The organism is Pseudideonella sakaiensis, from assembly GCF_048320135.1.
Taxonomy (GTDB): domain Bacteria; phylum Pseudomonadota; class Gammaproteobacteria; order Burkholderiales; family Burkholderiaceae_C; genus Ideonella_A; species Ideonella_A sakaiensis_A.
On the sequence record NZ_CP182947.1, the window covers coordinates 5,331,388 to 5,355,661 of the forward strand.

The following is a 24,274-nucleotide window of genomic DNA, read 5'->3' on the forward strand; positions in this document are numbered from 1 at the left end:
TGGTCAAAGCGCGATGTTGAGTTTTTTCACCAGCGGCTGCCAGCGCGCGATTTCGGCCTGCATGAAGGCGCGCGCCTGTGCCGGATTCGAATTGCGCACCGGCGTGATCCCGAGGCCGACCAGTTTGTCGAGGATCGCCGGGTTGTCCATCACCCGCGTCGTCGCCTTGCCGAGGTTTTCGACCACCGCGGCCGGCGTGCCGGCCGGCACGGCCAGCAGGTTGTAGGTTCCGGCGATCAGCTCGTAGCCTTCCTCGCGGGCGGTCGGGATGTCCGGGTTGATCTTCTCGCGGCTGTCCGCCAGCAGGCTGATGATGCGCAGCCGGCCCGACTTGTGGTGCGGCAGCAGCGTGCCCGAGGTCTCGACGATGAACTGCACGTTGTTGGCGATCGTGTCGGTGATGGCAGGCGCGCTGCCGGCATAAGGCACGTCGACGACCGAGATGCCGGCCGCGTCCTTGAACATCTCGGCGGCCAGGTGCACCGTCGTTCCCATGCCGGCGTGGCCATACGACATCTTGCCCGGCCGCTCCTTCGCATACGCGACCAGTTCCTTCAGGTTGCGCACCGGCAGCGTCGGATTGATCGCGATCACGAACGGCGCATTCGACAGCAGCGCGATCCACTGGAAATCTTCCATCGGGTTGTACGGCGGCTTCGCGCGCGAGATCGGCGCAGCGACCGCGGTCGAGCCGGTGGCCAGCATGATGTGGCTGCCGTCCTTCGGCGCGCGCAGAAAATTCACCGCAACCGTCAGGCCGCCTGCACCGGGCCGGTTCTCGACGACTACCGGGCGGTTCAGTTCCTCGCGCAGGCCGTCAGCAAGGATGCGCGCAAAGATGTCGCCCGAGCCTCCGGGCGGAAAGCCGACCGACAGGTGGACGATGCCCTCCTGGGCCCAGACTGCGCCGGGCAGCGCCAGCGCGGCGGAGCCGGCCGCAGCCGCCCCGAGGAAGGAACGTCGTGAAAATGTCGTGGGGTCGGACATGGTGTCTCCAATGGCGTTGAGCGGGGCGGGATTTGCTGCGTGCTGTTGTTGTCGACCGGGCTGGTCACGCACCGGCCCAGTTCCAGTGATCGGGCCGCAGGCCGGCGACCGGTGAGCGAAAACGCACCAGCGCTGATCCGCCAAGGCAACCGAGGTAGGCGGTGCACAGGTCCGGGCCGCCAAACGCGAGGCTCGTCACATTGGCCAGGTGGCGGCCGCGCGCCGCGCCGAGCAACGGCCGCGTCAGTTCACCGGCCTGCATCGCCGACTCGAGACGCGCCACGCATTCCGGATCCGCATCGTCGATCACCGTCTGCCGCTTGCCGTCCGCGGTGATCCGGTATATCCGGTTGCTGCCGACGCAGACCACCCACAACGCGCCTTCGGCATCGAGCGTCAGGCCGTCGGGGAAGTCACCGGCCTCGAACTCCGCAACCGTCGCGCGGTCGCGCAGGCAGCCGTCCGAGGCAAGCGCGAAACGCGTCGTGCGGCGTGCGAAGGTCTCGTTGACAAAAAGTTGGCGGCCGTCGGCGCTCAGCCGCAATTCGTTCGTGTAGCCGAGCTCGCCGCCGACCTGGCGGATGCCGTGCCGGTCGTGCAGCAGGATGTAGCCGCTGCGCTCGCGCAACGGGTAACGGTCGCCGGTCTGGTTCGCGCTGACGCAGATCCAGGTGCGATCCTGCGCATCGGTCGTCACGAAATTGACGCCGGGCAGGCGCACGCCGGCAAATTCGAGCAGCCACGGTTGCACTGAGCCTTGCGCATCGATCCGCCAGACGCCGCCGTCCGGGCCGAGGTTGGCGACCAGAAAGCCGCCGTCACGCTGCAGGGCGATGCCGTTCGGCACCATTGCCGAACTGCCGAGCAGATGCTGGCGGCCATCCGGCTCAATGGTCGTCACGCCGCCGCGCTTGTCGGAAACGTGTAGCCGACCTGCCGCGGTCGCGAGCACACATTCGGGCCGCCGCAGGTCATCGCCGACGAGGTCGAATTCGATCGGCCCAGATGCTCCGGCGAGCACCCGGCCTGTTCCGGTCGGGCTCACAGGCGCTCAGTCCATCGTCAGCTTGATGCGGTTGGCGACTTCGCGCCATTTCGCGACATCACGCTGGATCAGGTTGCGCATGTCCTGCGAACCGAGGAAATTGGCGGTCACGCCGACTTCGCGCAGCTTGGTCTGGGTTTCCGGGTCGGCCAGCACCTTGCGCAGGTCGTCGCTGATCTTCTGCACGATCGCCGGCGGTGTATTGGCCGGTGCAAGCAGCCCATACCAGATGTCGGCGTCGAAATCGATGTTCATTGCCTCGCGCACCGTCGGCACGTCGGGCAATGCCTGCGAGCGCTGCTCGGTCGTCACCGCCAGCGTGCGCAGCTTGCCGGCCTTGATGAAGGATTCGAATGCCGACTGCGCGCCGAAGGCGACCTGCACCTCGTCGGCCAGCACCGCGGTGACCGACGGCGCAGAGCCCTTGTACGGAATGTGCGCCATCGAGGTGCCGGTCTGCTGCAGGAACTGCTCGACGACCAGGTGCGGCGCGGTGCCTTGGCCAGCCGAGCCGTAGTTCAGCTTGCCCGGGTTGGCTTTTGCATGCGCGACGAGCTCGGGCAGCGTGCGCACCGGCAGCTTCTCGTTGACGACGACGACCATCGGCGACGTTCCATAACGGGCGATCGGCACGAAGTCGCGCTGCAGGTCCCAGCTCAGGTTGCGATAGACGGTTGTATTGATCGTGTACGAGTTGACCGCGAGCAGCAGCGTATAGCCGTCCGGTGCGGCGCGCGCGACGAGGTCGGCGCCGATGTTGCCGGCCGCTCCCGGCTTGTTGTCGACAACGATCGACTGGCCCCACAGCTGCGACAGCTTTTGCGCAACGATGCGCCCGGAGATGTCGGAGCCGCCAGGCGCGAAGCCGACGACGAGGCGGACCGACTTGTCCGGATAGGCGGCGTTGGCCGCGGTGGCCAGGGTCAGCGCGGCCGCCGCGGCCAATGGCCTGGCAATCCGGGTCGTCAGTGCAAAAAATCCGCTCTTCATCATCGTCTCCGTCGTGGTGGGGGGAAAGGGCAGGTCTGGTCGTCAGATCGTTCCGTTGCGGCCGAGCTCGGCAATCCGCGCGGCGTCGTAGCCGAGCGCGGACAACACGTCGGACGTGTGCTGGCCGAGCGTCGGCGGCGGCGCATCGATGCGCGCCGGTGTGCCGGAAAACTTGACCGGAAAGCCGAGTTGCGGGATGCGGCCTTCGACCGGGTGGTCGACATGCAGCAGCATCTGCCGTGCCCGCATGTGCGGGTCGTCGAAGGCCTCACGCATCGTGTTGACCGGCCCGCCGGGTATGTCGTGCTCGAAGAACAGGTCGACCCATTGCTGGCGTGGGCGCTGGCGGAAAACCGCCTCGAGCCGGCTGAACTGGCGCTCGCGTGCCTCGCCTTCGGGGAACTGCTCGTTCTTCAGCTCCGGCACGCCGGCGAGGTCGCAGAAGCGGGCCCAGAAGTGGTCCTCTAGCGCGCCCAGCGTCACATAGTGACCGTCGGCACAACGGAAGATGCCGTAACACGGCGCGCCGCCGGTATTGCGGTATTCGCCGCCGCGTGGATCGACATTGCCGAACAGCGGCTCGGCGGCGTGGTAGGTCAGAAAGGCCATCGCGGTGTCCATCATCGAGACGTCGACGAACTGGCCTTCGCCGGTGTGCTGGCGCGCAAGTACCGCAGCGAGGATCGCCCAGGCACCGGTCAGCGAGGCGCCGGTATCGGCGGCGAGCATCCCCGGCACCATCGGCCCCTCGCCGGCCTTGCCGAACAGCGGCAGCGCGCCGATCACGCCGAGATAGTTCAGGTCGTGGCCGGCGACGCGCCGGTACGGTCCGTCCTGCCCATAACCGGAGATCGCGCAATAGATCAGGCGCGGGTTGATCGCGCGCAATGCCTCGTAGCCGAGTCCGAGCCGGTCCATCACGCCGGGGCGGAAACCTTCGACGATCACGTCCGACTGCGCGGCGAGTTCCTTGAAGACCCGTTTGCCTTCATCGTGCTTCAGGTTCAGCGTCATGCTGCGCTTGTTGCGATTGCACAGCAGGAAGGTGCCGGAATCGACCTTGCCGATCGGCGGAAAACTGCGCTGGTAGTCGCCGCGGCCGGGTTCCTCGACCTTCAGGATCTCGGCGCCGAGGTCGCCGAGCATCTGCGTGCACAACGCAGCCGGCAGCAGCCGGCTCGCATCGAGCACCTTGATGCCGGCGAGCGCGCCGGCCGGAAGGCTTGGCTTGTTGTTCTCGCTCATGCCGTGTCCTGCAGCTGTCTGCGGCCGGATTCGCGACCGAGCAGGCGCTCGATCTGTTCGGCGCAGGCACGCGCGGCCGGCAGCAGCGCCTTTTCGTGGGCCGCCGTTGCGCGCGAAGCGAGCACCGAGACATGCACCGCGGCGGCAACCGCGCCGGTGCCGTCGCGAATCGGGATCGCATAACCGACGATGCCTTCAATCGACTCCTCGTTGCTCTTTGCATAGCCCATCGTCCGGATGCGGGCGTATTCCTTGCGCAGCAGTTCCGGGTCGGTGATCGTGTTGGCGGCCAGCTTCGTCAGCTTCATCAGCTTGCCGCCGAGCGCCTTCGCGGCGAGCGCGTCGTCGAAGGCCGCGAACAACTTGCCCGTTGCGGTGCTGTGCAGCGTCAGCGTGACGCCGAGCCGGATGTCGAGCGAGATGCGCTGGGTACCGAGCACCCGATCGACATAGAAGACGCGGTCGCCGACGCGCTGCGCGAGGTAGACATCGTCGTTGATCTCGCGCGCCAGGTCCTGCAACGGCCGGCGGGCGATCGTGCGCACGTCGAGCGACTGCACCGTGCGCAGCGCCAGCGAGATCGTGCGCGGCCCGACGCTGTAGCGCAGTTCGTCGTCGACGGTGACGACCTCGGCGGCGACCATCGTCTGCAGCATGTTGTGCAGGCTGCTGACCGGCAGGTCCAGCGCCTGCTTGATCTCGGTCAGCCGCAGCGGCTCCTTGCGCTCGACCAGCAGCTTCAGGATGTCGAAGGTTCTCAGATAGCGCTCAGGGCTCATGGTGTTGTTGTTCTCGGCATTCAGGGAAGTGGAGGGAGCTTCATCGCCTCGATGAACGAGCTCGACGCGACGGCCGGGAATTGCAGCACAACCACTTCGGCCCCCGCGCCGCCGGCCTGCAACGGCAGCGCACTCGATGCACCGACCCAGATCGTCGCCAGCGCCTCGACTTCGGCATCCGGCAATCGCAGGCTGCCCTGCGTCACCACATAGAAGCGGCCGCCGCCGGTGTCGGCGCCCGGCGGCTCGTCGGCGAAGGCGGCGGCCGGCATCCGCAGCAGCCACGCGGCCAGGCCATCCGGCTCGGCTGCGATCAGGCTCTCCTGCAGCGGCTCCGGCAGCGCCGCGACGGCGTCGATGGTCATCTGCTGCGCCGGCGCGCCGTGGACCTGCCGCTTCGAAATGCGCAGATTCGACTCGTGGCGCTCGGGCAGATACCAGGCGCCGGTATCGCCAACGGCGCGCAGCGTCAGGTAGGACAGCCCGCCATGGCCCGACATCAGCGGCCCGTAACCGGTGTGCGGCGACGCGTAGTGCACTGCCAGCGGCGGGATCGGATTGCGGCCGATCGTTCCGCCACCGGCGACGAAGAGCTGGAACTGATGCTCCTGGTGGAAATGCGACGGCAGTGTCCAGTCCGCCTGCTGCTCGACCAGGAAAGCCTGCGGCCGCGGTGGCGGGCCTTCCGCCGGCACGATCATGTCGGTGACGAAGCCGACGAACTGCGGCTTGCTGACGGTGCGGCGCCGCGTTTGTGACTGGCTGAGCGTCTGGTAGCTGATCATTCAGGCCTCTGATCGCGACGTTTCGATGTTCGGAAACAGAATTCGATAAACGGAAAAATATCCGCCTTCTGCCGGCGCGTCAAGCGGTGGAAAACGCGCGCTTGTGGCAGCCTGCAAGTCCTGCTAGACTTTTTCGAAAATGGAGATTAGATTTCGAATTATCGAAGTCGCGCCCGCCGAATCCGGCAACTGCCGGCGCCCGTTGCAACGACACCTGGAGGCTTTATGAAGCTCGGTTTTTTCACGATGCCCATGCATCCGATCGGCAAGGACTGGCAGCAATCGCTGCGCGAGGACCGGGAGGTCTTCATCCTGGCCGACCAGCTCGGCTTCGTCGAGGCCTACTGCGGCGAGCATGCGACCGATCCGGAGGAAAACATCACCTCGTCGGCGATGTTCCTCGCGACGCTGGTCGATGCGACCAAGCAGATCAAGCTCGGCACCGGCACGATCAACATGCCGAACCACCATCCGGCCGCGGTTGCCGGCGAAATCGCGATGCTCGACCACCTGCTCGGTGGCCGTTTCATGCTCGGCATCAGCCCGGGCGCCTTGCCATCTGATGCCGAGATCTTCGGCAACATGGACATGCCGCGCCCGGCGATGTTCCTCGAGGCGATCAACCAGCTGCTGCAGCTGTGGACGACCGAGCCGCCGTACAACATCCAGGGCCAGTTCTGGAACCTGACGACGCAGCGCACCTTCATTCCGGAAACCGGCATGGGCACGGTGCCGAAGCCGCTGCAGCGGCCGCACCCCCCGATCGTCGTCACTGCGGTGGCGCCGTTCTCGCAGGGCATCACCGAAGCGGCGGCGCGCGGCTGGGATCCGATCTCGGCCAACTTCCTGCTGCCGAAGTGGGTCGCTTCGCACTGGGGCAAATATGTCGAAGGCTGCGAACGCGCCGGGCGCACGGCCGATCCGGCCAACTGGCGGGTTGCGAAGACCGTCTTCGTCGCCGAAGACGATGCGACCGCGAAGGCCTACGCGACCGGCAGCGACGGCCCCTATTACTACTACTACCGCTCGCTGTTCAACAAGCTGAAGCGCCGCGGCGCACTCGGCGTGTTCAAGAGCGATCCGAAGATGCCCGATGACCAGGTCACGCTGGAAGATGTCGTCAACAAGCTGGTCATCCACGGATCTCCGGGCCGGGTTGCCGACCAGCTGATGTCGCTGCAGGAGGAAACGGGCCGCTTCGGCACGCTGCTGTATGCCGGCGTCGACTGGAAGGACCGCGAACTGGCGCGCAATTCGATGCGACTGATGGCCGAGAAGGTCTTGCCGCTGCTGAACTGACCGCACGGAGATTCCGGCCATGCCGACAAGCGAAGTCCTGCTGGATGGCACGCACGATCCGCGGCAACTGCGCAATGCGCTGGGCCGCTTCTCGACCGGCGTGACCGTCATCACGACGCGTGCGCCGAGCGGCAAGCGCGAAGGGCTGACCGCCAATTCGTTTTCGGCACTGTCGCTGTCGCCGCCGCTGGTGTTGTGGAGCCTGGTCAGCAAATCGGCGTCGCTGCCGGGCTTTCTCGCCGCCGGCCACTTCGCGATCCATGTGCTGGCGTCGAATCAGGCCGACATCTCGCACCGCTTCGCGACGCCGAGCGCCGACAAGTTTGCCGGCCTGGCGGTCGAGGAGGGCCTGGACGGCGCGCCGCTGCTGTCGGATGTGCTCGCGGTGTTCGAATGCAGCACCGAGCGCAGTCTCGAGGCCGGCGACCATGTGCTGTTCATCGGCCAGGTGCGCCGCATCCGTTATGCGGACGGCGATCCGCTGATCTTCAATGCCGGCCGCTATTGCACCGCGCTGCCGATGCGTTCGCCAACCGCCGAGTCCGACCTGGACGCGGTCTGGGACGGGCTGGGCTGAATCACATGAACATGCCAGAAAGTCAGACGATTCCGCAGCTGCTGCAGGAGCAGGCGGCCCGCTACGGCTCCCGCGAGGCGGTCGTCGACGGGCGGCGGCGCTGCACCTATTCGCAGCTGCTCGACGATTCGAACCGGCTTGCCCGCGGCCTGCTCGCGCTCGGGCTGAAGCGTGGCGACCATGTCGCGATCCTGATGGGCAACCGCGTCGAGTGGCTGCTGTCCTTCCTCGCGATCCAGCAGATCGGCGCGATCTCGGTCGGCCTCAATACCTGGTCTTCGGCGCGCGAGATGGCCTATACGCTGGCCCATGCAGAGGTTCGCTGCCTGATCACGACCGACCGGTTGCGGCGCCTCGATTTCCGTGCGCTGCTCGGCGGCCTCGATCGCAGCGAGCTGTCAATGTTGCAGCACACGGTCTGGCTTGCCGCCGATCCAGCCGCTCCGGTGCAACTCGATGCGGCCGCCGGCGAGATTGCCTGGGACGAGGTGCTGCAACTCGGCGAACGCATCGCCCAGGCCGATGTCGATGCGGCGGCGCAGGCCACCCGGCCGGCCGATGTCGCGATGCTGCTCTATACCTCCGGCTCGACGGCGGCGCCGAAAGGCATCCTGCTGCAACACGGCCAATGGGTGCGCAACTCCTTCCACATCGGCGAGCGCCAGCATGTCACGCACGAAGACCGGCTGTGGCTGGTCGTCTCGCTGTTCTGGAGCTTCGGCATCGTCAATGCGGTGCCGAACCTGCTGACGCACGGCGGCTGCGTCGTGCTGCAGGAGAGCTTCGATGCCGCCGAGGCGCTGGCGCTGATCGAGCGCGAGCGCTGCACCATTCTTTATGGCACGCCGAATATCGTGCAGGCGTTGTGGGAGCATCCGGCACGCGCCGACCGCGACCTGTCGAGCCTGCGCAGCGGCGCGATGATCGGCACGCCGGCGCAGGTGATGCGCGCAGTCGAGATCGGCGTGCACGGCATCTGCAACGTCTATGGCCTCAGCGAGACCTATGGCAACTGCACCGTCGCCGATGCCGACGATCCGCTCGAAGTGCGGCTGCAGTCGGTCGGCCGGCCGCTGCCCGACGTGACGATCCGCATCTGCGACCTCGAGACCGGCGCACCGCTGGCTGCCGACGAGGTCGGCGAGATCCGCGTCAAGGGGCCGCTGGTCAAGGAATATTTCAAGGACCCGCAAAAAACCGCCGAGGCCTTCGACGCCGACGGCTTCTTCATGACCGGCGACCTCGGCATGCTCGATGCCGACGGCCGCATGTACTACAAGGGCCGGACCAAGGAAATGGTCAAGAGCGGCGGCATCAACATCGCGCCGGCCGAAGTCGAGGAAGTGCTGATGCGCCATCCCGGCGTGCGCACCGCCTATGTGATCGGCGTGCCGCATTCGACGCTCGACGAGGCGCTGGTCGCGATCATCGTCGCCGAAGCCGGCAGCGAGCCGGGCGCCGATGAACTGAAGCGCTTCTGTGCCGCCGAGATGGCCGCCTACAAGGTGCCGCACCGGTTTCATTTCACGACCGAGTCGCAGCTGCCGCTGACGACTACCGGCAAGGTGCAGAAGATGAAGCTGCACACCATCCTCAGATGAAGCTCACCAAGGACAGACGATGAGCGAGACGACCTACAGCAACGAGCGGCCGAACGCCTGGCAACGCTGGGGCGCCGACGATGAAGCCGGTGCGCTGAACCTGATCGGACCGGATCAGGTCAGGCGCGCCGCCGGCCTGGTTCGCAGCGGTCAGGTGCTGCGGCTTGCCCAGCCGCTGTCGCGGCGCACGCCGGTGCCGCGGCACCGCTCAGGCCTGCAGCATTTCATGGGCCGCGACGGCGGCGACTATGCGGCCGGTGCGAACCGCCCCGGCGGTTTCCAGTTTGCCGAGGACACGGTCGTGATGCCGCTGCACATCGGCACCCACATCGACGCCTTGTGCCACGCCTGGTGCGATGGCCGCATGTTCAACAACTACCGCGAGAACACGATGCGCAGCACCAGCGGCGCAACCCTGCTCGGCGTCGAGAAGATGCCGCCGGCGGTCACCCGCGGCGTGCTGCTCGACGTCGTCGGATTGCGCGGCCGCGCGCTCGCAGCCGACGAAGTCATCACGCGCAGCGATCTGCAGGCCTGCCTGGAAGCAGCTCGGCTGCAGCTCGAGCCGGGCGATGCGGTGCTGTTGCACACCGGCTGGCTGGCTGCCAATCTGGGCAAGGCCGATGTCGACTTCAACGCCGAACCCGGCATCGATCACGAGGCCGGGCTGTGGCTTGCGCAGCAGGACGTTGCGATGATCGGCGCCGACAACTATGCGGTCGAGGTGTTGCCGTTTGCCGAAGGCACCGTCTTCCCGGTCCACCAGTGCGTGATCCGCGACTACGGTATTCCGCTGCTCGAAGGCCTGCAGCTCGAGGAACTGGTTGCGACGAAACGCCGCGAATTCCTGTTCGTCGCGGCGGCGCTGCCGTTTGTCGGCGGCACCGGCAGCCCGCTGGCGCCGGTGGCCGTCCTCTGAGGCGCGGCTCGATGGACAAGACCAAGCAACCACTCGGCCCGTTGGCGGGCGTGCGCGTGCTCGAGATCGCATCGATGATCTTCGGTCCGGTCGCCGGCCAGTACCTCGGTGACATGGGCGCCGACGTCGTCAAGCTCGAGCCGCCCGAGGGCGACCTGACGCGATCGATCGGCCCGCGCCGCTCGCCGCTGATGGGATCGTTTTTCCTGTCGAGCAACCGCAGCAAACGCAGCATCGTCGTCAACCTGAAGACCGAAGAAGGCCAGCAGGTGCTGCGGCGCCTGCTCGACGAAACCGATGTGCTGCTGCATTCTCTGCGCGAACCGGCGGCAAGAAAACTGGGCCTCGACTATGAGGCGCTGGCACGCGACAACCCACGTTTGATCTATTGCCACGTGACCGGCTACGGCAGCCAGGGCGCCTATGCCGGCCGGCCGGCCTATGACGATATCGGCCAGGCGGCGTCGGGCCTCGCGCAGCTGCAATCGGTGATCGCCGGCCAGCCGCGTTTCATGCCGACCATCCTGGCCGACAAGGTCGGTGGTCTGCATGCCGCGCTCGGCATCGTCGCCGCGGTCGCACACCGGGCGATGTCGGGGCAGGGCCAGAAGGTCGAGGTGCCGATGTTCGAAAGCCTGGTCGCCTTCAACATGTTCGAGCACCAATGGGGCCACTGCTTCGAGCCGCCGCTCGGGCCGATGGGTTACCAGCCGGTCGCCACCGCATCGCGCCGGCCGTACAAGACGAAGGACGGTTATCTTGCACTGCTGCCGTATTCGGACGACAACTGGCGCAGTTTCTTCGAGCTGGCCGGCGAGCCGCAGGTGATGGACGATCCGCGCTTTGCGACCTTTCCGGCGCGGCAGAAACATTTCCGCGAGGTCTGGGACGAGGTCGAGCGGCAGGCGGCGCGCAAAACCAATGCCGAATGGCTGGCGCTGCTGTCGCAGGCGGACGTGCCGTTTTCTGTCGTCAATACGCTGGAGGACCTGGTGCACGACCCGCACCTGGAAAGCGTCGGCTTCTGGAATGTCGCCGAACATCCGAGCGAGGGTTTGTTGCGTTACACGGCAAGCCCGTTGCAGATGAGCGCATCGCCGATGCAGATGACGCGCCCACAGCCGCGGCTCGGCGAACACAGCGCCGAGATCCTGCGTGAATGCGGCTACGACGATGTGGCAATCGAGCGCCTGACCGCCGCCGGCGGCGCCTGCCGCGGCAAGGACGCATGATGATCCCGCGCGCGATCTTTTTGCCCGAGCACGAGGCCTTCCGCGACACCGTTCGCCGCTTCGTCGCAGAGCATGTGACGCCGCACCACGGACAGTGGGAGAAGGACGGCCAGGTGCCGCGCTCGTTGTGGCACAAGGCCGGCGAACTCGGCCTGCTGCTGTGCAACGTGCCCGAGGAATATGGCGGCATCGGTGGCGACTTTTTGTACAGCGCGATCCTGGTCGAGGAGATGGCGCGCGCCGGTGCCACCGGCCCGACCTTCTACCTGCATTCCGACATCGTCGCGCCGTATCTGGTCGACTTCGGTACCGAGGAACAGAAACGAAAATGGCTGCCGAAGATGGCGACCGGCGAGGTGGTCGTCGCGCTCGGCATGTCGGAGCCATCCGGCGGCAGCGATGTGCAGGCAATCCGCACGCAGGCGATCCGCGACGGCGACGACTATGTCGTCAACGGCCAGAAGGTCTTCATCACCAACGGCCACAGCGCCGATCTGCTGCTGCTGGCCTGCAAGACCGATCCGACGGCGCGCGGCCGCGGTGTCAGCCTGTTGCTGGTCGAGACCGACCGGCCCGGCTTTGCACGCGGCCGCAAGCTCGAGAAGATCGGCTGCAAGGCGCAGGACACCTCGGAGCTGTTTTTTTCCGACATGCGGGTGCCGGTCGCGAATCTGCTCGGCGAGGAGGGCGGCGGCTTCAAGATCCTGATGACGCAGCTGGCGCAGGAGCGGCTGGTGCAGGCGGTGCGGGCCGTTGCCGCGGCCGAGGCGGCGCTTGAGTGGACACGCGACTATGTCGCCGACCGCAAGATGTTCGGCCAGACGCTCGCCGATTTCCAGAACACCCGTTTCGTGCTCGCCGGGCTGCACGCCGAGGTGACCGCGCAGCGTGTCTTCGTCGACCGCTGCCTCGAACTGCACCTGCGCGGTGAGCTCGACCCAGTCACAGCGGCGTCCTGCAAGCTGGTCACGACCGACCTGCAGTTCAAGGTGATGGACCACTGCCTGCAGTTCTTCGGTGGCTGGGGATACATGTGGGAATACCCGATCGCCCGTGCCTTTGCCGATGCGCGGATGACGCGAATCGGCGGCGGCACCGCCGAAGTGATGAAACAGATCATCGCCAACGACATCCTTCCACGGCCGAAGCGGGCCGGCTGAGCCCGCAACCATCTAGGAGACATCCATGTCCATCAATCGACGCGTTCTTCTGCAAGCTGGTGCCGCGATGGGCCTGGCACCCGGGCTGGTGCCGCTGCTGCGTGCGCAGGAAACGAACTGGCCGCAGGCGCCGGTCAAGGTGATCGTGCCTTTCTCGGCCGGCGGCGCGGCCGATACGCTGACCCGCCGCCTCGCGGAACGGCTGCAGCAGCGCTGGAACCAGCCGTGGGCGGTCGACAACCGCACCGGTGCCGGCGGCAACATCGGCATGGAGGCGGTCAAGTCGTCGCCAGCTGACGGCTACACGATCGGCTCGGCGACGATCGGCACGCTGACGATCAACCAGTTCCTGTATGCGAAGCTGCCGTACGACCCGGTGGCCGACTTCGCCTACGTCTCGAAGATCTGGGAAAACTGCAACGTCTTTGTCGTGCCGCCCGAGCACCCGGCGAATTCGGTGAAGGAGTTCATTGAGTGGGCGCGCCGCAAACCGGAAGGCGTCACTTACGGTTCGGCCGGTGTCGGCACGACGCCGCACCTGTCCGGCGCGCTGTTCGGCAACCGCACCGGTTTGCAGGCACTGCACGTGCCGTTCCGCGGCGCTGCCCAATCGATGCCGGCGCTGATGGGCGGCCAGGTCGATTTCGCGATCGACAACATCGCGAGCTACATGCCGCTGATCCGCGCCAACAAGGTGAAGGCGCTGGCGATCACGATGGGCGAGCGCTGGCCGACGCTGCAGGAGGTGCCAACGATGGCCGAGGCCGGCGTGCCCGATTTCATCATCACGTCGTGGGGCGCATTCGTCGTGCCGAAGGCCACGCCGGCAGCGGTCGTCAACAAGCTGTCGATGGCGATCCAGGAGTTGTCGCGCGAGCCGGCGACGCGTGAACAGTGGCTGCAGGCCGGCTCGCTCGCGGTGTCGTCGACGCCGGCCGAGACTGCGGCATTCGCCGAACGCGAGCGCGCGAAGTGGCGCGAGGTCGTGCGGATTTCCGGCGCAAAGGTGGAATGAGGCAATGAGCCTGCGCGACAAGGCCTGCATCAGCGGTGTCGGCGAAACCGCCTACCAGCGCGGTGCAACCGGCACGGCGTTCGAGCTGCAGCTCGAGGCGTCGCTGAAGGCAATCGCCGATGCCGGCCTGCGGCCGCGCGAGATCGATGGCGTGATACCGATTGGCATCGTCAGCGGGACTGCCGACGATTTCATCGACAACCTCGGTTTTGACGACCTGCGTTTTTCGGCGCTGATCCCGCACGGTGGCGCGAGCCCGGTGATGGCGCTGCAGGCGGCGGCTGCCGCGGTGGCTGCCGGCGCCTGCAACCACGTGCTGATCACCTTCGGCCGCAATGTCTCGGCCGCGGCAGCAAGCGGCCGCGCCGGTGCGCGCATCCATTCGATGCCGCAGTTCCATTACGTGACCGAATTCGAATATCCGATCGGTGCGATCGCGCCGGCGCAGCTGTATGCGCCAATGGCGCGACGCCACATGGAGATTTATGGAACGACGTCGGAGCAGTTCGGCGAGGTCGCGGTGAGCTGCCGCGAGCATGCGCTGCTGAACGACAACGCGCTGATGAAGAAGCCGATCACGCTCGACGATCACCGCAATTCACGGATGATCGCCGATCCGTTCCGGCTGCTCGATTGCTGCCTGGAAAGCGACGGTGGCGCGGCGATCGTCGTCAGCTCGGCCGACGCGGCGCGCGATACGCGGCATCGGCGCGTCTTCATTTCCGGCGTTGCCGAGGGGCATCCGGATTCGCCGGGTTCGATCACGCAGCGGCCCGACATGACGCGGCTCGGCGTCGAGAAGGCTGCACAGCGCTGCTTCCGGATGGCCGGCGTGACGCCACAGGACATCGATTTCGCCGAGCTCTACGACTGCTTCACCTATGTCGTGATCTGCCAGCTCGAGGCGCTGGGTTTTTGTGCAAAGGGCGAAGGCGGCCCATATGTGCAGGGTGGCCGGCTGCGGCTCGGCGGCGAGCTGCCGACCAATACCCACGGCGGCCTGATGTCGCAGGCGCATGTCTGGGGTTTGAACCACATCGTCGAGGCGGTGCGCCAGCTGCGCGGCGATGCCGGCCGGGCGCAGGTGAAGGATGCCGAGCTCGGGCTGGTGACCGGCTACGGCGACATGGGGGACGGCGCGGTTGCCATCCTCCGCAGAGGTTGAAAACGATGGAAGAGACCAGCAAGCCGCTGCCGCCGGATCTGCCGCTGTCGCGCGGCTACTGGCAGGCTGCCCGCGAAGGGCGACTGGTGGTGCAGCGCTGTACCGGATGCGGCACCTTGCGCCATTACCCGCGGCTGCTGTGCACCGCTTGCCACGACAGCGGCGTCGACTGGGTCGAGCTGTCGCGGCGTGGTGCCATCCACAGCTGGACCGTCAGCCACCATGCCTTCCACCCGGCATTTCGCGACGAGCTGCCCTACGCGCTGGTGACGGTCGATCTGGAGGAGGGCGTTCGTGCGCTCGGCCGCTGGAACGGCGGCGAGTTGCAGATCGGCCAACCGGTGATCGGTCACTTCGAAACAGACGGCGAGCGCGCCGAATTGTGGTTTTCGCGATGCAAATGATGACAGCCGCCGAACTCGACCCCGGCGCAAAGGTGGTCGAAGGATTGAAGAGCCTGATCGTCGACTCGATTCCGTCGGCACGCGACATCGTGCTGCGCGGACTGGTCCGGAGCGCCGGCGGGTTGTCGCGCGAAAACTGGTCGTTCGACGCCAGCTGGACCGATAGCGCAGGATCACACGCCCATCCGCTGATGCTGATGCGCGATGCCTCGGGCACGCTGCTCAATACCGAGCGGGAACGCGAATTTGCGGTGCTGCAGGCGCTCGACGGCACACCGGTGCCGGCGCCAAAGGTCTTCTGGATGGACCCGGAAGGGCAATGGCTGGGCGCGCCGTCGGTCGTGATGGAACGCATGCCCGGGAGCTGCGACTACATGATCCTGAACGGCCAAGGCTCGCTCGATGCGCGGCTGGCGCTGGCCCGCGGCTTCATCGAGTTGATGGCCAACATGCATGCAGTTGACTGGCAAGGCCGCGGCCTCGACGCGAGCCTCGGCCTGCCCGATGGCCCGCCGTCGCTGCGCGAGCTCGCGCACTGGGAGGCTGAATACCGCAAGGCACAGCTGGAACCGCATCCGGAGCTCGATTACGTGCTCGCGTGGCTGAAGCGCCAAGCGCCGCAAGCCGAGGCGATCGTGCTGGTGCACGGCGACTTCAAGCCTGGCAATGCGCTGGTCGATGGCGGCCGCATTACCGCCAAGCTCGACTGGGAAACCGCCCACCTCGGCGATCCGCTCGAGGACCTCGGCTGGATCACCAATCCGGTCAGAAAACGCGAGCATCAGATCGCCGGCCATTGGGAAACGCCGCAGATCGTGCAGGCCTATCGCGAGTTGACTGGCCGCAACGTCGACGAGGCCGACCTGCGCTGGTGGAACGTATTCTCGTGCTGGAAGCTGTCGGTGATCCAGCTGACCGCCGTCGCCGAATTTGTCGCCGGCCGCTACAACCGGGTATTCCAGACGCCGACCTGGCTGTTCCGGCCGATGTTCCAGATGATGGAAGGAGCGGCGCGATGAAGCCGACCGTCGAAGACCAGTTGCAGGGCACCTGCCGGATCCTCGAGACGGTGGTTGCACCGTGCGTCGGCGAGCCATTCGCGCGGACGATTCTCGACGGCCTGATCGCCAACCTGCGGATGTTGACCGCTGCGCTGCCGGCGGTTCCCGGCTTTCTTCGCCACGACAACCAGGCCAGCGCGGGGCTGCTGGCGACGCTGCGCGATTCGCTGCCCGATGAGCTGGCTGCGCGCGTCAGCGCGGCGCTGGCCGAGCCCGAACCCGACGTTGCCGATGCCGCCGCGCTCGATGAGCGCAACCGCGGCCTGCGTGAACTGCTGGCCGCGGCCGTCTGTTGCGAAGGGCTGGCGCGCGAGCAGCACCGCACGATCGTGCACCACATGACCGAGCGCGCATCGCGGATGCCGATGCGTTATGTCGCAACGGCCCCGAGCCAGGCCTCGAAACCAACCAACTGACCCATGCTGACACCGCTCGACGACACGCTCTGGCACCAGCTGCCGACCACCTTCGACCATGTCTGGACCAGCGACCCGCGCTGGTTCGACCGCTACTGGTTCGCAATTTATTCGCCGGATGGCCGCGTCGCGATCCAGGTCACGATGGGTGCCTATCGCAACATGAATGTGCTCGACGGCGGCGCGGTGATGATCGTCGACGGCCGGCAATACAACCTGCGCGTGTCGCGCTCGCTGAACGGCAGCGTCGACACCGTCTGCGGGCCGCTGCGCGTGCGCCCGGTCGAGCCGCTGAAATCCTTCGCGATCGAGATCGCTGCCGGCGACCATGCACCACACGGCGAGATCCGCTGGGAATGCGTCGAGCCGGCGCACGAGGAGCATCCGCACTACACCCGCCTGCAGAGCCGCACCGTCGAGGATTACCGTCGCTTCGACCAGATCGGCATCGCCAGCGGCTGGCTCGAGGTCGATGGCCAGCGCGTCGCAATCGACCGCTGGTGGGCCTGCCGCGACCATTCCTGGGGCGTGCGACGTGGCATGGGTGTGCCCGAGCCGGTGACCGGCCCGAAGCTGACGCTGGCCGAGAAGGGGCATGTGATGTCCTTCCTCTTCTTCTCGACCGACACGATGAGCGGCTCGCTGCTGTTCTCGGCGCGTGGCGACGATACGCCGTATACGACCGGCGTCGTCACCGATCGGCGAACCCAGGCGCAGCATCACGCGACGAAGATCGAGCTCGATGTCGAACTGCACGAGGGCACGCGGCGTTTTCGCACCGCCGGCGTCAATGTGACGCTGGAAGACGGCCGGCGGCTGCGGCTGGCGGTCGAGGCACGCGGCTCGTCGATCGCGATGCAGGGCCTCGGCTACAGCGGCGGATATGACGACGGCAAGGGTCTCGGCGCCTGGCGCGGCGAAAACGTTCTCGAATCCGACGTCTGGGACGTTTCGCATCCGTCGAAGATCGTCTATCCGGACGGCAGGGAGAAGGAGCACTGGCACCGCATCCAGCCGGTCGGGCTGGCTGCCGATCTCGATGGCGAATCGAGCCAGGGAGCCGGCAGCATGACGCTGACGATCGCCGGCAAGCTGCCTGAGCATCTGCAGCTCAGGTCTGGCGGCTGAACGGCTCGAGCGAGATGACCACGTCCCGTCTGTCCGATTGCCTGCGCGCCGGCGACCACATCGTCATCGGCCAGGCCACCGCAGAACCGGTCGGCCTGGTCGCCGAGCTGTTCGAACTGGCGCCCCGCATCGGCACCATCGAGGCCTTCTGCGGCCTGTCGCTGAATCCGGCCTGGGAGGCCGATGTGCCGGACGCGCTGCAGGTGTCGACCTATTGCGGGCTCGGCACGGTGCGCCATCTGGTTGCGTGCGGCCGTGCCCGCGTGATGCCGTGTTCGTTGTCGCAATTGTCGTCGCTGATCGCGTCGCGCAGGCTGCAGGCCGACGTCGTGCTGCTGCAGGTGGCGCCGGCCGATGCCGACGGTTATCACAGCCTCGGCTGCACGCTCGACTATGTCTGGGATGCGGTGCAGGCCGCGCGTGTCGTCGCCGTCGAGGTCAACCCGAACCTGCCGGTGACTCGCGGCGGCGCCCGTCTGCACAGCAGCCGTGTCATCGTTGCGCGCGAGAGCGACACACCGCTGCTCGAATCGCCCCCCGAGGTGCCCGGCGAGGTGCAGCGGCAGATTGCCCGCCGCGTTGCGCAACTGGTGCCCGATGGCGCCACCGTGCAGCTCGGCATCGGCGGGCTGGCGGTCGCGATTGCGCATGCGCTGAAGGGCCACCGCAAGCTGAAGATCCGCTCCGGCATGGTCGGCGACTGGTTTGCCGAGCTGCTCGACAGCGGGGCGATCGATACGGAGAGTCCGGAAGCCTGCCTGGCCTCGCTTGCGGTCGGCAGTCGAAGCCTGTATCAGTCGTTGTCGCGCGACGGCATCCTCGGGTTTGCGGCGCCATCGCAACTTGTCGTGCCGATTGCGGGCTCGCCGCTGATGGCGATCAATTCGGCGATCGAGGTCGACCTGAGCGGCCAGGTCAACGCAGAAATTCTCGGCCAGCGGTATGTCGGCGCGGTCGGCGGTCAGACCGACTATTTCAGGGCAGCTCGCCGGTCCGACGGCGGGCTGGCGATCGTCGCGCTGCCGGCGTCGACGGCAGGTGATGCAAAAAGCCGCATCGTTGCACGCTGCACGCACGTGACCTCGCCGCAAAGCGATGTCGATATCATCGTCACCGAGCACGGCGTCGCCGACATCCGGGCGACGACGCTGCACGAGCGCAAGCTGATGCTTGCGGAACTGGCGCATGCCAGGCACCGCGACAAACTGATCGAATCGACAAGCCAATGAATCCACGGCGTCCGGCACCCGGCGAACTGCTGAAACAGGCCATCGCCGAGCGCCGTGGCATCGTCGTGGCCGGCGCGGCGAATGCGCTTGCCGCGCGTGTCATCGAGCAACTCGGCTTCGAGGCCGTCTACCTGTCGGGTGCGGGGATCACGAATACCTTCTATGGCATGCCCGATCTCGGCTACATCACGCTCGGCGATCTGGCGCAACATACCGCCGCGGTTCGCGACGCCGTCGAGCTGCCGATCATCGTCGATGCCGATACCGGCTTCGGCAACGAACTGAATGTGCGTCATACGGTGCGCACCCTCGAGCGCGCAGGCGCCAATGCGATCCAGCTCGAAGACCAGGTGATGCCGAAGAAATGCGGCCACTTCGACGACAAGTCGGTGATCACTGCGGCAGACGCCGCGTCGAAGATCAAGGCCGCGGTCGACGCACGGCACAGCGAGAATTTTCTGATCATTGCCCGCACCGACGCCTGCGCGGTCGAAGGTTTTGAAGCAGCGATCGACCGCGCGCGATTGTTCATCGAAGCCGGCGCCGACATGACCTTCGTCGAGGCGCCGACCAGCATCGACGAGCTGCGCCAGATTCCGCAGGCGCTGTCGGTGCCGCAACTGGTCAATGTCGTGATCGGCGGCAAGACGCCGACGCTCGATGCCGCCGAGTACGCACGCATGGGTTTTTCGATCGTGCTTTATGCCAATGCAGCACTGCAGGGCGCGCTGCTCGGCATGACGAAGGCGCTGACGCATCTGCGCGAGAGCGGCCGGCTCGACGAGGACAGCGGGCTGGTTGCGACGTTTGCGCAGCGGCAGCGGGTGGTGGGGAAGCCCAGCTGAGAAGCGCTGGTTCTGCATCGGCCACCAGCAAGTGCTGCTTCAAGCCGCACGCCGCTACACCGTGTCGTCGCTCGAACTCCAGGCATTCGCAGCGGTCACCGCCTCGCGAAGCGGCCGCAGCGCAAGTGCCAGCGCGATCGTCGCGCACAGGCCCATTGCGCCGCATACCAAAGACAGCGAGAGGCCGATGCTCTTTTCGTCGGCAAATAGATGGTCGGAGCACAGCGCGACCAGGCTGGGGCCGAGCACCGAGCCCAGGACCGTCGTCAGCATCAGGCCGAGTGCCGAGACCTGGCCGCGCATCTCGTTCGGCGTCACCAGCTGGATCGTCGACGTTCCGAGCGAAATGAAGATGCTCGACAGCAGGATCGCCGGCGCGAACAGCGCCACCGACAGCATCACGCTGTTCATCAGCGGCGCTGCGATCAGCAGCGGAACCGCCAAAGCCATGCCGATCAGCGAGGTGCGCAGCGTCGCATCCTTGATGCCGAGCCGAAGCAGCCGGCTCGAAATCATTCCGCCGGCGACGATGCCAACGGTGCTCATCGTCAGGATCACTGCACCCAGCAGTGCGCCGACATCCCGCGGTGAAGCGCCGTGGACCCGGATGAAATAGCTGGTCAGCCAACCGAGCAGCGCATAGGTGACGGTGAACGCCGCGCCGATGCCGATCACGAAACACCACGCGAGGCGCGAGCGCTCGCGCAGGAAGCCCGCGACTTCGGCAACCGTCGCCGGTCGTCCGCTGGTCAGCACGCCACGACGGCGAGGCTCGCGCAGCGTCATGATCAACGCGGCCAGGAGCACGCCCGGCAGGCCGACCAGCATGAATGCGGCCTGCCATCCGCGCATCGTTCCGATTGCGGGTACCGCAACCTCGGGTTGCGAGGCGATGTGGCTGATCAATCCGCCGACGACGAAGGACAGACCCGACCCGACCGCAGTGCCGAGCACGAAGATCGAGATCGCCAGCGGCAGTCGCGACTTCGAGAAATAGTCGCTGATGATCGAGTAGGCGGCCGGCCCCAGTGCAGCCTCGCCGATGCCGACGCCGGCGCGGGCGAGGAACAGTTGCAGGTAGGAGGTGGCGAATCCGCCGGCCGCGGTCATCAGGCTCCAGAACGTGATGCCCGCCGCAATGATGGTGCGCCTGACCGAGCGGTCGACCAGCCGGCCGATCGGAATGCCGGCGATCGCAAAGGTCAACGAAAACGCGAGCCCCTGCAGCAGGCTGACCTGGAAGTCGCTGATCTGCAGATCGCGCTTGATCGGCTCGACGAGTTGCGCGATCAGCAGGCGGTCGACCAGCGACAGTGCCGCGGCGACCATCAGGACGACCACGACATACCACGCATAGGCCGGCCGGCCTTCGCCAGGCCGCGGCTCGGTGCTGCAGTCAGTCATCGCAGCCGGGTGATCGAGACTCCGGCCACGAGGCGATTGCTGTTTTGGCTGCCACCCTCGACGACATGCTTTGATTCCTTCACGTAGTCATCAAGCATAGCGGGCCGCTCGGCTGACTGGCGTGGCTTGTCGCTGCACCTGAGGACTTCGTTCCGACCGTGGCCAGCAGGGACTGACAGGGCCCGACTAAACAACGCGGACAGCCATGCGTCACCGGATGTGGCTTGCCGAGTCGACTTGAATCAGTACAGGACAAAAAAAACGGGCCGCGAAGGCCCGTTTCTGCTTGTCGTCTGGCGGAGAGAGCGGGATTCGAACCCGCGGTGGGTTTTACCCCACGCACGCTTTCCAGGCGTGTGACTTAAACCACTCATCCATCTCTCCGGAGCCGGCGATTCTAGCCGATGGCGGGCGTGGGACCTCGGTTGTAAGGCGCGCCGGAGATCAGCCACCGGTCAGCGGAGGCGGGGCCGGCGAAACGCTCGGTACGGCGATCCGGTCGGCGAGGTCGCAGACCCGCGGATCGAAGGGGACATGTGGTTCCTGGATACCGGATGAAGAAAGCTGACGGCGATATTCGGCCCAGCGCTGGTTGGGATCGGCAGGTCGTCTGTGCTCAGGCGGCAGTACGCGGAAGGCGCCGGATGCGCGTTCGCTGGCGTTGCTTTGCCAAGCCTTGCTGCCGAAACGGGAGACCGCGACGAATATCTGCGAAACGGTGGTTGGGTCGACTGCACTTTCCTGCATCGCCTTCAACATCAGACGGTCCGCCTGCCCACGGCTGCAGGGCTGGGTCCAGTACAACCAGTCGTGGATGATCGCCGCGCGGCCATAGGGGCCGTTCTGGGTGTAGCCGAGGGACCACAAGGCTTGTGGCGTCGATGCAAGGTCGGTGACGAAGCCCGATGGAACGGTGAGCGCGAGGCCGCTGTCGCCAATCTCCCAGACCAGATCCTCGAGCAGGATGAATACCCGTTCGTCGCCGAAAGGGCGCAAGGCGGCGGTCGGTGGCGCACGTTTCAGGGTCGGCAGCAGCAGCCAGCCAAGCGCGATGATCGACACCGCCAGCAGCAAGACCAGCCATCGGCGACCCGCCCACATCGTTGTCAGCCAGCCCTCAGCTGACCTTCCGCAGCGCGTGGCTCTTCAGCGTCTCGAGGCTGACGAATTCGAGTGCGTTTTCGTGTGTCGCCTCGAGCACGACCATCGGCGCGACGCCGGCGGCGTGGGCTTCGTTCCAGCGTTGCACGCACAGGCACCAGCGGTCGCCGGGTTGCAGGCCGCGGAAGCGGAATTCGGGCCGCGGGGTCGACAGATCGTTGCCGCGGCTGGCCGAGAAGGCCAGAAACTCCGCCGTTGCTTTCACGCACACCGTGTGGTTGCCCAGGTCATCGTCACCGGTATTGCAGCAGCCGTCGCGGTAGAAACCGGTCAGCGGGTCATAGGAACAGGGCAGCAGTTCGGTGCCGAGCACATTGAAGGCCATCGTCGAGCTCCTGGTTCAGCCGGCAGGCGGTTGATGCTGCGCAGGCTGGCGGATCAGCGCCATCGCGGTGGCAATCAGCCCCGACACCTCGCTCATGTTGGCCGGCACGATCATCGTATTGTTCTTTTTCGCGAGTTCACCGAACGCGTCGACCGCGCGTTCGGCGACCTTCAGCTGCACTGCCTGTTCGCCGCCGGGCTGCAGGATTGCATCGGCGATCTTGCGGATCGCGTCGGCGGTCGCATCGGCCACCGCGATGATCGCGGCCGCCTCGCCTTGCGCATTGTTGATCTCGGCCTGGCGCTGGCCCTCGGAGCGCGCGATGAAGGCCTCGCGCTCGCCGTTGGCGATGTTGATCTGCTCCTGCTTGCGGCCCTCGGAAGCGAAGATCAATGCGCGCTTCTCGCGCTCGGCGGTGATCTGCGCCTGCATCGAGCGCAGGATCTCGGCCGGCGGCGTCAGGTCCTTGATCTCGTAGCGCAACACCTTGACGCCCCAGGTGGTGGCCGCATCGTCGAGCGCGTTGACGACCGCGGCATTGATCATGTCGCGCTCCTCGAAAGTCTTGTCGAGCTCCATCCGGCCGATCACGCTGCGCAGCGTCGTTTGCGCAAGCTGGGTGATCGCGAAGATGTAATCGGACGAGCCGTAGCTCGCGCGCATCGGGTCGGTGACCTGGAAATAGAGGATGCCGTCGACCTGCAGCTGGGTGTTGTCCTTCGTGATGCAGATCTGGCTCGCAACGTCGAGCGGCACCTCCTTCAGCGAATGGCGGTAGGCAACGCGGTCGACGAACGGGATCACGAATTTCAGCCCCGGCGTCAGCGTGCGGTCGTATTTGCCGAGCCGCTCGACGACCCAGGCATTCTGCTGCGGCACGATCTTGAACGTGCGGACGATGAAGATCACCGCAATGACGGCAACGACGAGGGCGATTTCCATGGGGTGCTTTCAGTGCGATGAGTCGATTGTGCGCAAGCTGCTACGGCGCTTCAAGCCGCCGGTTCCAGCGGGCTCAGCACCAGCCAGTTGCCTTCGACGGCGCTGACGCGGTGCCGGCCGGGCGCCGCCGGCGCGCCGGGCGCCAGCCGCGCCAGCCAGGTGCTGCCGCGGTACACGACACGGGCGGTGCGCTCCGGCGACCAGGCGTCGACGCGGATTTCCTCGCCGATGTCGATATTGACGTCGTGGTTTTCGCGCGCGGCGGCCGATTTCGGATGACGCGAGCGCTTCAGATACCACAGCGCCGTCGCGCCGCCGCTGATCAAGGCGGCGATGACGACCTGCGCGGTGCCGCCGGCACCGAGGTGGGCGGCGATCGCGCCGGCGGCCAGGCCGAATGCGACCATCAACAGATAGAAGCTGCCACTGGCCAGTTCGGCGACCACCGCGATCCCGGCCGCGAGCCACCACAGGGTTGCCGGATTCCAGCTTTCGAACATGACGCTCCTCGGCCTGCGACGACCGGCGCCTGGTGGCCATCGATGGCCGGGCCCGGTTCT

At 66.4% G+C, this 24,274-nt stretch carries 25 protein-coding genes and 1 tRNA gene; 14 read left to right on the forward strand and 12 right to left on the reverse strand.

What is annotated here, in order from left to right; all coding sequences use genetic code 11:
* Positions 1-3: 3 nt before the first annotated feature.
* The 6 genes from ACNH6H_RS24400 to ACNH6H_RS24425 all read right to left on the reverse strand — a co-directional run bounded on the left by ACNH6H_RS24400 (position 4) and on the right by ACNH6H_RS24425 (position 5,831).
* Positions 4-987 (reverse strand): Bug family tripartite tricarboxylate transporter substrate binding protein, encoded by a 984-nt coding sequence (locus tag ACNH6H_RS24400; RefSeq protein ID WP_418320863.1) that lies wholly within the window; start codon positions 985-987, stop codon positions 4-6.
* Between the two features lie 64 nt (positions 988-1,051).
* Positions 1,052-2,032: an SMP-30/gluconolactonase/LRE family protein gene (locus ACNH6H_RS24405; RefSeq protein ID WP_418320864.1), complete on the reverse strand. Its 981-nt coding sequence runs from the start codon at positions 2,030-2,032 to the stop codon at positions 1,052-1,054.
* Between the two features lie 6 nt (positions 2,033-2,038).
* Complete coding sequence (locus tag ACNH6H_RS24410; protein WP_418320865.1) at positions 2,039-3,022, reverse strand: tripartite tricarboxylate transporter substrate binding protein; 984 nt, start codon at positions 3,020-3,022, stop codon at positions 2,039-2,041.
* A 42-nt stretch (positions 3,023-3,064) separates the two neighbouring features.
* A complete protein-coding gene (locus ACNH6H_RS24415; RefSeq protein ID WP_418320866.1) occupies positions 3,065-4,267 on the reverse strand; it encodes a CaiB/BaiF CoA transferase family protein in 1,203 nt (400 codons plus the stop codon).
* Positions 4,264-5,046: an IclR family transcriptional regulator gene (locus ACNH6H_RS24420; RefSeq protein ID WP_418320867.1), complete on the reverse strand. Its 783-nt coding sequence runs from the start codon at positions 5,044-5,046 to the stop codon at positions 4,264-4,266. The genes ACNH6H_RS24415 and ACNH6H_RS24420 overlap by 4 nt, the downstream gene beginning before the upstream one ends.
* A gap of 20 nt (positions 5,047-5,066) precedes the next feature.
* Positions 5,067-5,831, reverse strand: coding sequence for a hypothetical protein (locus tag ACNH6H_RS24425; RefSeq protein WP_418320868.1), 765 nt, complete (start codon positions 5,829-5,831; stop codon positions 5,067-5,069).
* 225 nt (positions 5,832-6,056) lie between these two features.
* Between ACNH6H_RS24425 and ACNH6H_RS24430 the strand changes: the two genes are divergently transcribed.
* The 14 genes from ACNH6H_RS24430 to ACNH6H_RS24495 are packed head-to-tail and all read left to right on the forward strand — an operon-like array spanning position 6,057 to position 19,882.
* Positions 6,057-7,130, forward strand: coding sequence for an LLM class flavin-dependent oxidoreductase (locus ACNH6H_RS24430; protein ID WP_418320869.1), 1,074 nt, complete (start codon positions 6,057-6,059; stop codon positions 7,128-7,130).
* A 19-nt stretch (positions 7,131-7,149) separates the two neighbouring features.
* Positions 7,150-7,707, forward strand: coding sequence for a flavin reductase family protein (locus ACNH6H_RS24435; RefSeq protein ID WP_418320870.1), 558 nt, complete (start codon positions 7,150-7,152; stop codon positions 7,705-7,707).
* Positions 7,708-7,718: 11 nt separating this feature from the next.
* The gene (locus ACNH6H_RS24440) at positions 7,719-9,308 is read left to right on the forward strand and encodes a class I adenylate-forming enzyme family protein (protein WP_418320871.1); all 1,590 of its coding nucleotides are present in this window, start codon (positions 7,719-7,721) and stop codon (positions 9,306-9,308) included.
* A gap of 19 nt (positions 9,309-9,327) precedes the next feature.
* A complete protein-coding gene (locus ACNH6H_RS24445) occupies positions 9,328-10,227 on the forward strand; it encodes a cyclase family protein (RefSeq protein ID WP_418320872.1) in 900 nt (299 codons plus the stop codon).
* A gap of 11 nt (positions 10,228-10,238) precedes the next feature.
* The gene (locus tag ACNH6H_RS24450; RefSeq protein WP_418320873.1) at positions 10,239-11,459 is read left to right on the forward strand and encodes a CaiB/BaiF CoA transferase family protein; all 1,221 of its coding nucleotides are present in this window, start codon (positions 10,239-10,241) and stop codon (positions 11,457-11,459) included.
* Positions 11,459-12,619 carry an acyl-CoA dehydrogenase family protein gene (locus tag ACNH6H_RS24455; protein WP_418320874.1) on the forward strand — a complete coding sequence of 387 codons (1,161 nt, stop codon included), beginning with the start codon at positions 11,459-11,461 and terminating at the stop codon, positions 12,617-12,619. The genes ACNH6H_RS24450 and ACNH6H_RS24455 overlap by 1 nt, the downstream gene beginning before the upstream one ends.
* Before the next feature lie 25 nt (positions 12,620-12,644).
* Positions 12,645-13,634, forward strand: coding sequence for a Bug family tripartite tricarboxylate transporter substrate binding protein (locus tag ACNH6H_RS24460; RefSeq protein WP_418320875.1), 990 nt, complete (start codon positions 12,645-12,647; stop codon positions 13,632-13,634).
* A gap of 4 nt (positions 13,635-13,638) precedes the next feature.
* Complete coding sequence (locus tag ACNH6H_RS24465) at positions 13,639-14,799, forward strand: thiolase family protein (protein ID WP_418320876.1); 1,161 nt, start codon at positions 13,639-13,641, stop codon at positions 14,797-14,799.
* Positions 14,800-14,804: 5 nt separating this feature from the next.
* Positions 14,805-15,203: a Zn-ribbon domain-containing OB-fold protein gene (locus ACNH6H_RS24470; RefSeq protein ID WP_418320877.1), complete on the forward strand. Its 399-nt coding sequence runs from the start codon at positions 14,805-14,807 to the stop codon at positions 15,201-15,203.
* Positions 15,194-16,222, forward strand: a complete 1,029-nt coding sequence (locus tag ACNH6H_RS24475) for a phosphotransferase family protein (RefSeq protein ID WP_418320878.1) — start codon at positions 15,194-15,196, stop codon at positions 16,220-16,222. Before ACNH6H_RS24470 ends, ACNH6H_RS24475 begins: the two co-directional genes overlap by 10 nt.
* On the forward strand, positions 16,219-16,680 hold the full coding sequence (locus ACNH6H_RS24480; protein WP_418320879.1) for a hypothetical protein: 462 nt from the start codon (positions 16,219-16,221) through the stop codon (positions 16,678-16,680). The genes ACNH6H_RS24475 and ACNH6H_RS24480 overlap by 4 nt, the downstream gene beginning before the upstream one ends.
* Before the next feature lie 3 nt (positions 16,681-16,683).
* Complete coding sequence (locus ACNH6H_RS24485) at positions 16,684-17,808, forward strand: hypothetical protein (protein WP_418320880.1); 1,125 nt, start codon at positions 16,684-16,686, stop codon at positions 17,806-17,808.
* A 14-nt stretch (positions 17,809-17,822) separates the two neighbouring features.
* On the forward strand, positions 17,823-19,037 hold the full coding sequence (locus tag ACNH6H_RS24490; protein ID WP_418320881.1) for an acetyl-CoA hydrolase/transferase family protein: 1,215 nt from the start codon (positions 17,823-17,825) through the stop codon (positions 19,035-19,037).
* Positions 19,034-19,882 carry an isocitrate lyase/PEP mutase family protein gene (locus ACNH6H_RS24495; protein WP_418320882.1) on the forward strand — a complete coding sequence of 283 codons (849 nt, stop codon included), beginning with the start codon at positions 19,034-19,036 and terminating at the stop codon, positions 19,880-19,882. The genes ACNH6H_RS24490 and ACNH6H_RS24495 overlap by 4 nt, the downstream gene beginning before the upstream one ends.
* 54 nt (positions 19,883-19,936) lie before the next feature.
* On the opposite strand, the gene ACNH6H_RS24500 is transcribed toward ACNH6H_RS24495, so the two are convergent.
* The 6 genes from ACNH6H_RS24500 to ACNH6H_RS24525 all read right to left on the reverse strand — a co-directional run bounded on the left by ACNH6H_RS24500 (position 19,937) and on the right by ACNH6H_RS24525 (position 24,214).
* Entirely contained in the window at positions 19,937-21,286 is a 1,350-nt protein-coding gene (locus ACNH6H_RS24500; RefSeq protein ID WP_418320883.1) for a spinster family MFS transporter, read from the reverse strand.
* A gap of 294 nt (positions 21,287-21,580) precedes the next feature.
* Positions 21,581-21,670 (reverse strand) — tRNA-Ser (locus tag ACNH6H_RS24505).
* Between the two features lie 60 nt (positions 21,671-21,730).
* Positions 21,731-22,360 carry a DUF1353 domain-containing protein gene (locus ACNH6H_RS24510; protein WP_418320884.1) on the reverse strand — a complete coding sequence of 210 codons (630 nt, stop codon included), beginning with the start codon at positions 22,358-22,360 and terminating at the stop codon, positions 21,731-21,733.
* Positions 22,361-22,403: 43 nt separating this feature from the next.
* Positions 22,404-22,772, reverse strand: coding sequence for a DUF2237 family protein (locus tag ACNH6H_RS24515; protein ID WP_418320885.1), 369 nt, complete (start codon positions 22,770-22,772; stop codon positions 22,404-22,406).
* Between the two features lie 15 nt (positions 22,773-22,787).
* Entirely contained in the window at positions 22,788-23,714 is a 927-nt protein-coding gene (locus ACNH6H_RS24520) for an SPFH domain-containing protein (RefSeq protein WP_418320886.1), read from the reverse strand.
* A gap of 50 nt (positions 23,715-23,764) precedes the next feature.
* Positions 23,765-24,214: an NfeD family protein gene (locus ACNH6H_RS24525; protein WP_418320887.1), complete on the reverse strand. Its 450-nt coding sequence runs from the start codon at positions 24,212-24,214 to the stop codon at positions 23,765-23,767.
* Positions 24,215-24,274: the final 60 nt, after the last annotated feature.

Bases quoted from the DNA above. Each gene is read 5' to 3' on its own strand.
- ACNH6H_RS24400 (WP_418320863.1), bottom strand. From the start codon at position 987: ATGTCCGACCCCACGACATTTTCACGACGTTCCTTCCTCGGGGCGGCT.
- ACNH6H_RS24410 (WP_418320865.1), bottom strand. From the start codon at position 3,022: ATGAAGAGCGGATTTTTTGCACTGACGACCCGGATTGCCAGGCCATTG.
- ACNH6H_RS24415 (WP_418320866.1), bottom strand. From the start codon at position 4,267: ATGAGCGAGAACAACAAGCCAAGCCTTCCGGCCGGCGCGCTCGCCGGC.
- ACNH6H_RS24420 (WP_418320867.1), bottom strand. From the start codon at position 5,046: ATGAGCCCTGAGCGCTATCTGAGAACCTTCGACATCCTGAAGCTGCTG.
- ACNH6H_RS24425 (WP_418320868.1), bottom strand. From the start codon at position 5,831: ATGATCAGCTACCAGACGCTCAGCCAGTCACAAACGCGGCGCCGCACC.
- ACNH6H_RS24430 (WP_418320869.1), top strand. From the start codon at position 6,057: ATGAAGCTCGGTTTTTTCACGATGCCCATGCATCCGATCGGCAAGGAC.
- ACNH6H_RS24435 (WP_418320870.1), top strand. From the start codon at position 7,150: ATGCCGACAAGCGAAGTCCTGCTGGATGGCACGCACGATCCGCGGCAA.
- ACNH6H_RS24440 (WP_418320871.1), top strand. From the start codon at position 7,719: ATGCCAGAAAGTCAGACGATTCCGCAGCTGCTGCAGGAGCAGGCGGCC.
- ACNH6H_RS24445 (WP_418320872.1), top strand. From the start codon at position 9,328: ATGAGCGAGACGACCTACAGCAACGAGCGGCCGAACGCCTGGCAACGC.
- ACNH6H_RS24450 (WP_418320873.1), top strand. From the start codon at position 10,239: ATGGACAAGACCAAGCAACCACTCGGCCCGTTGGCGGGCGTGCGCGTG.
- ACNH6H_RS24455 (WP_418320874.1), top strand. From the start codon at position 11,459: ATGATCCCGCGCGCGATCTTTTTGCCCGAGCACGAGGCCTTCCGCGAC.
- ACNH6H_RS24460 (WP_418320875.1), top strand. From the start codon at position 12,645: ATGTCCATCAATCGACGCGTTCTTCTGCAAGCTGGTGCCGCGATGGGC.
- ACNH6H_RS24465 (WP_418320876.1), top strand. From the start codon at position 13,639: ATGAGCCTGCGCGACAAGGCCTGCATCAGCGGTGTCGGCGAAACCGCC.
- ACNH6H_RS24470 (WP_418320877.1), top strand. From the start codon at position 14,805: ATGGAAGAGACCAGCAAGCCGCTGCCGCCGGATCTGCCGCTGTCGCGC.
- ACNH6H_RS24475 (WP_418320878.1), top strand. From the start codon at position 15,194: ATGCAAATGATGACAGCCGCCGAACTCGACCCCGGCGCAAAGGTGGTC.
- ACNH6H_RS24480 (WP_418320879.1), top strand. From the start codon at position 16,219: ATGAAGCCGACCGTCGAAGACCAGTTGCAGGGCACCTGCCGGATCCTC.
- ACNH6H_RS24485 (WP_418320880.1), top strand. From the start codon at position 16,684: ATGCTGACACCGCTCGACGACACGCTCTGGCACCAGCTGCCGACCACC.
- ACNH6H_RS24490 (WP_418320881.1), top strand. From the start codon at position 17,823: ATGACCACGTCCCGTCTGTCCGATTGCCTGCGCGCCGGCGACCACATC.
- ACNH6H_RS24495 (WP_418320882.1), top strand. From the start codon at position 19,034: ATGAATCCACGGCGTCCGGCACCCGGCGAACTGCTGAAACAGGCCATC.
- ACNH6H_RS24500 (WP_418320883.1), bottom strand. From the start codon at position 21,286: ATGACTGACTGCAGCACCGAGCCGCGGCCTGGCGAAGGCCGGCCGGCC.
- ACNH6H_RS24515 (WP_418320885.1), bottom strand. From the start codon at position 22,772: ATGGCCTTCAATGTGCTCGGCACCGAACTGCTGCCCTGTTCCTATGAC.
- ACNH6H_RS24520 (WP_418320886.1), bottom strand. From the start codon at position 23,714: ATGGAAATCGCCCTCGTCGTTGCCGTCATTGCGGTGATCTTCATCGTC.
- ACNH6H_RS24525 (WP_418320887.1), bottom strand. From the start codon at position 24,214: ATGTTCGAAAGCTGGAATCCGGCAACCCTGTGGTGGCTCGCGGCCGGG.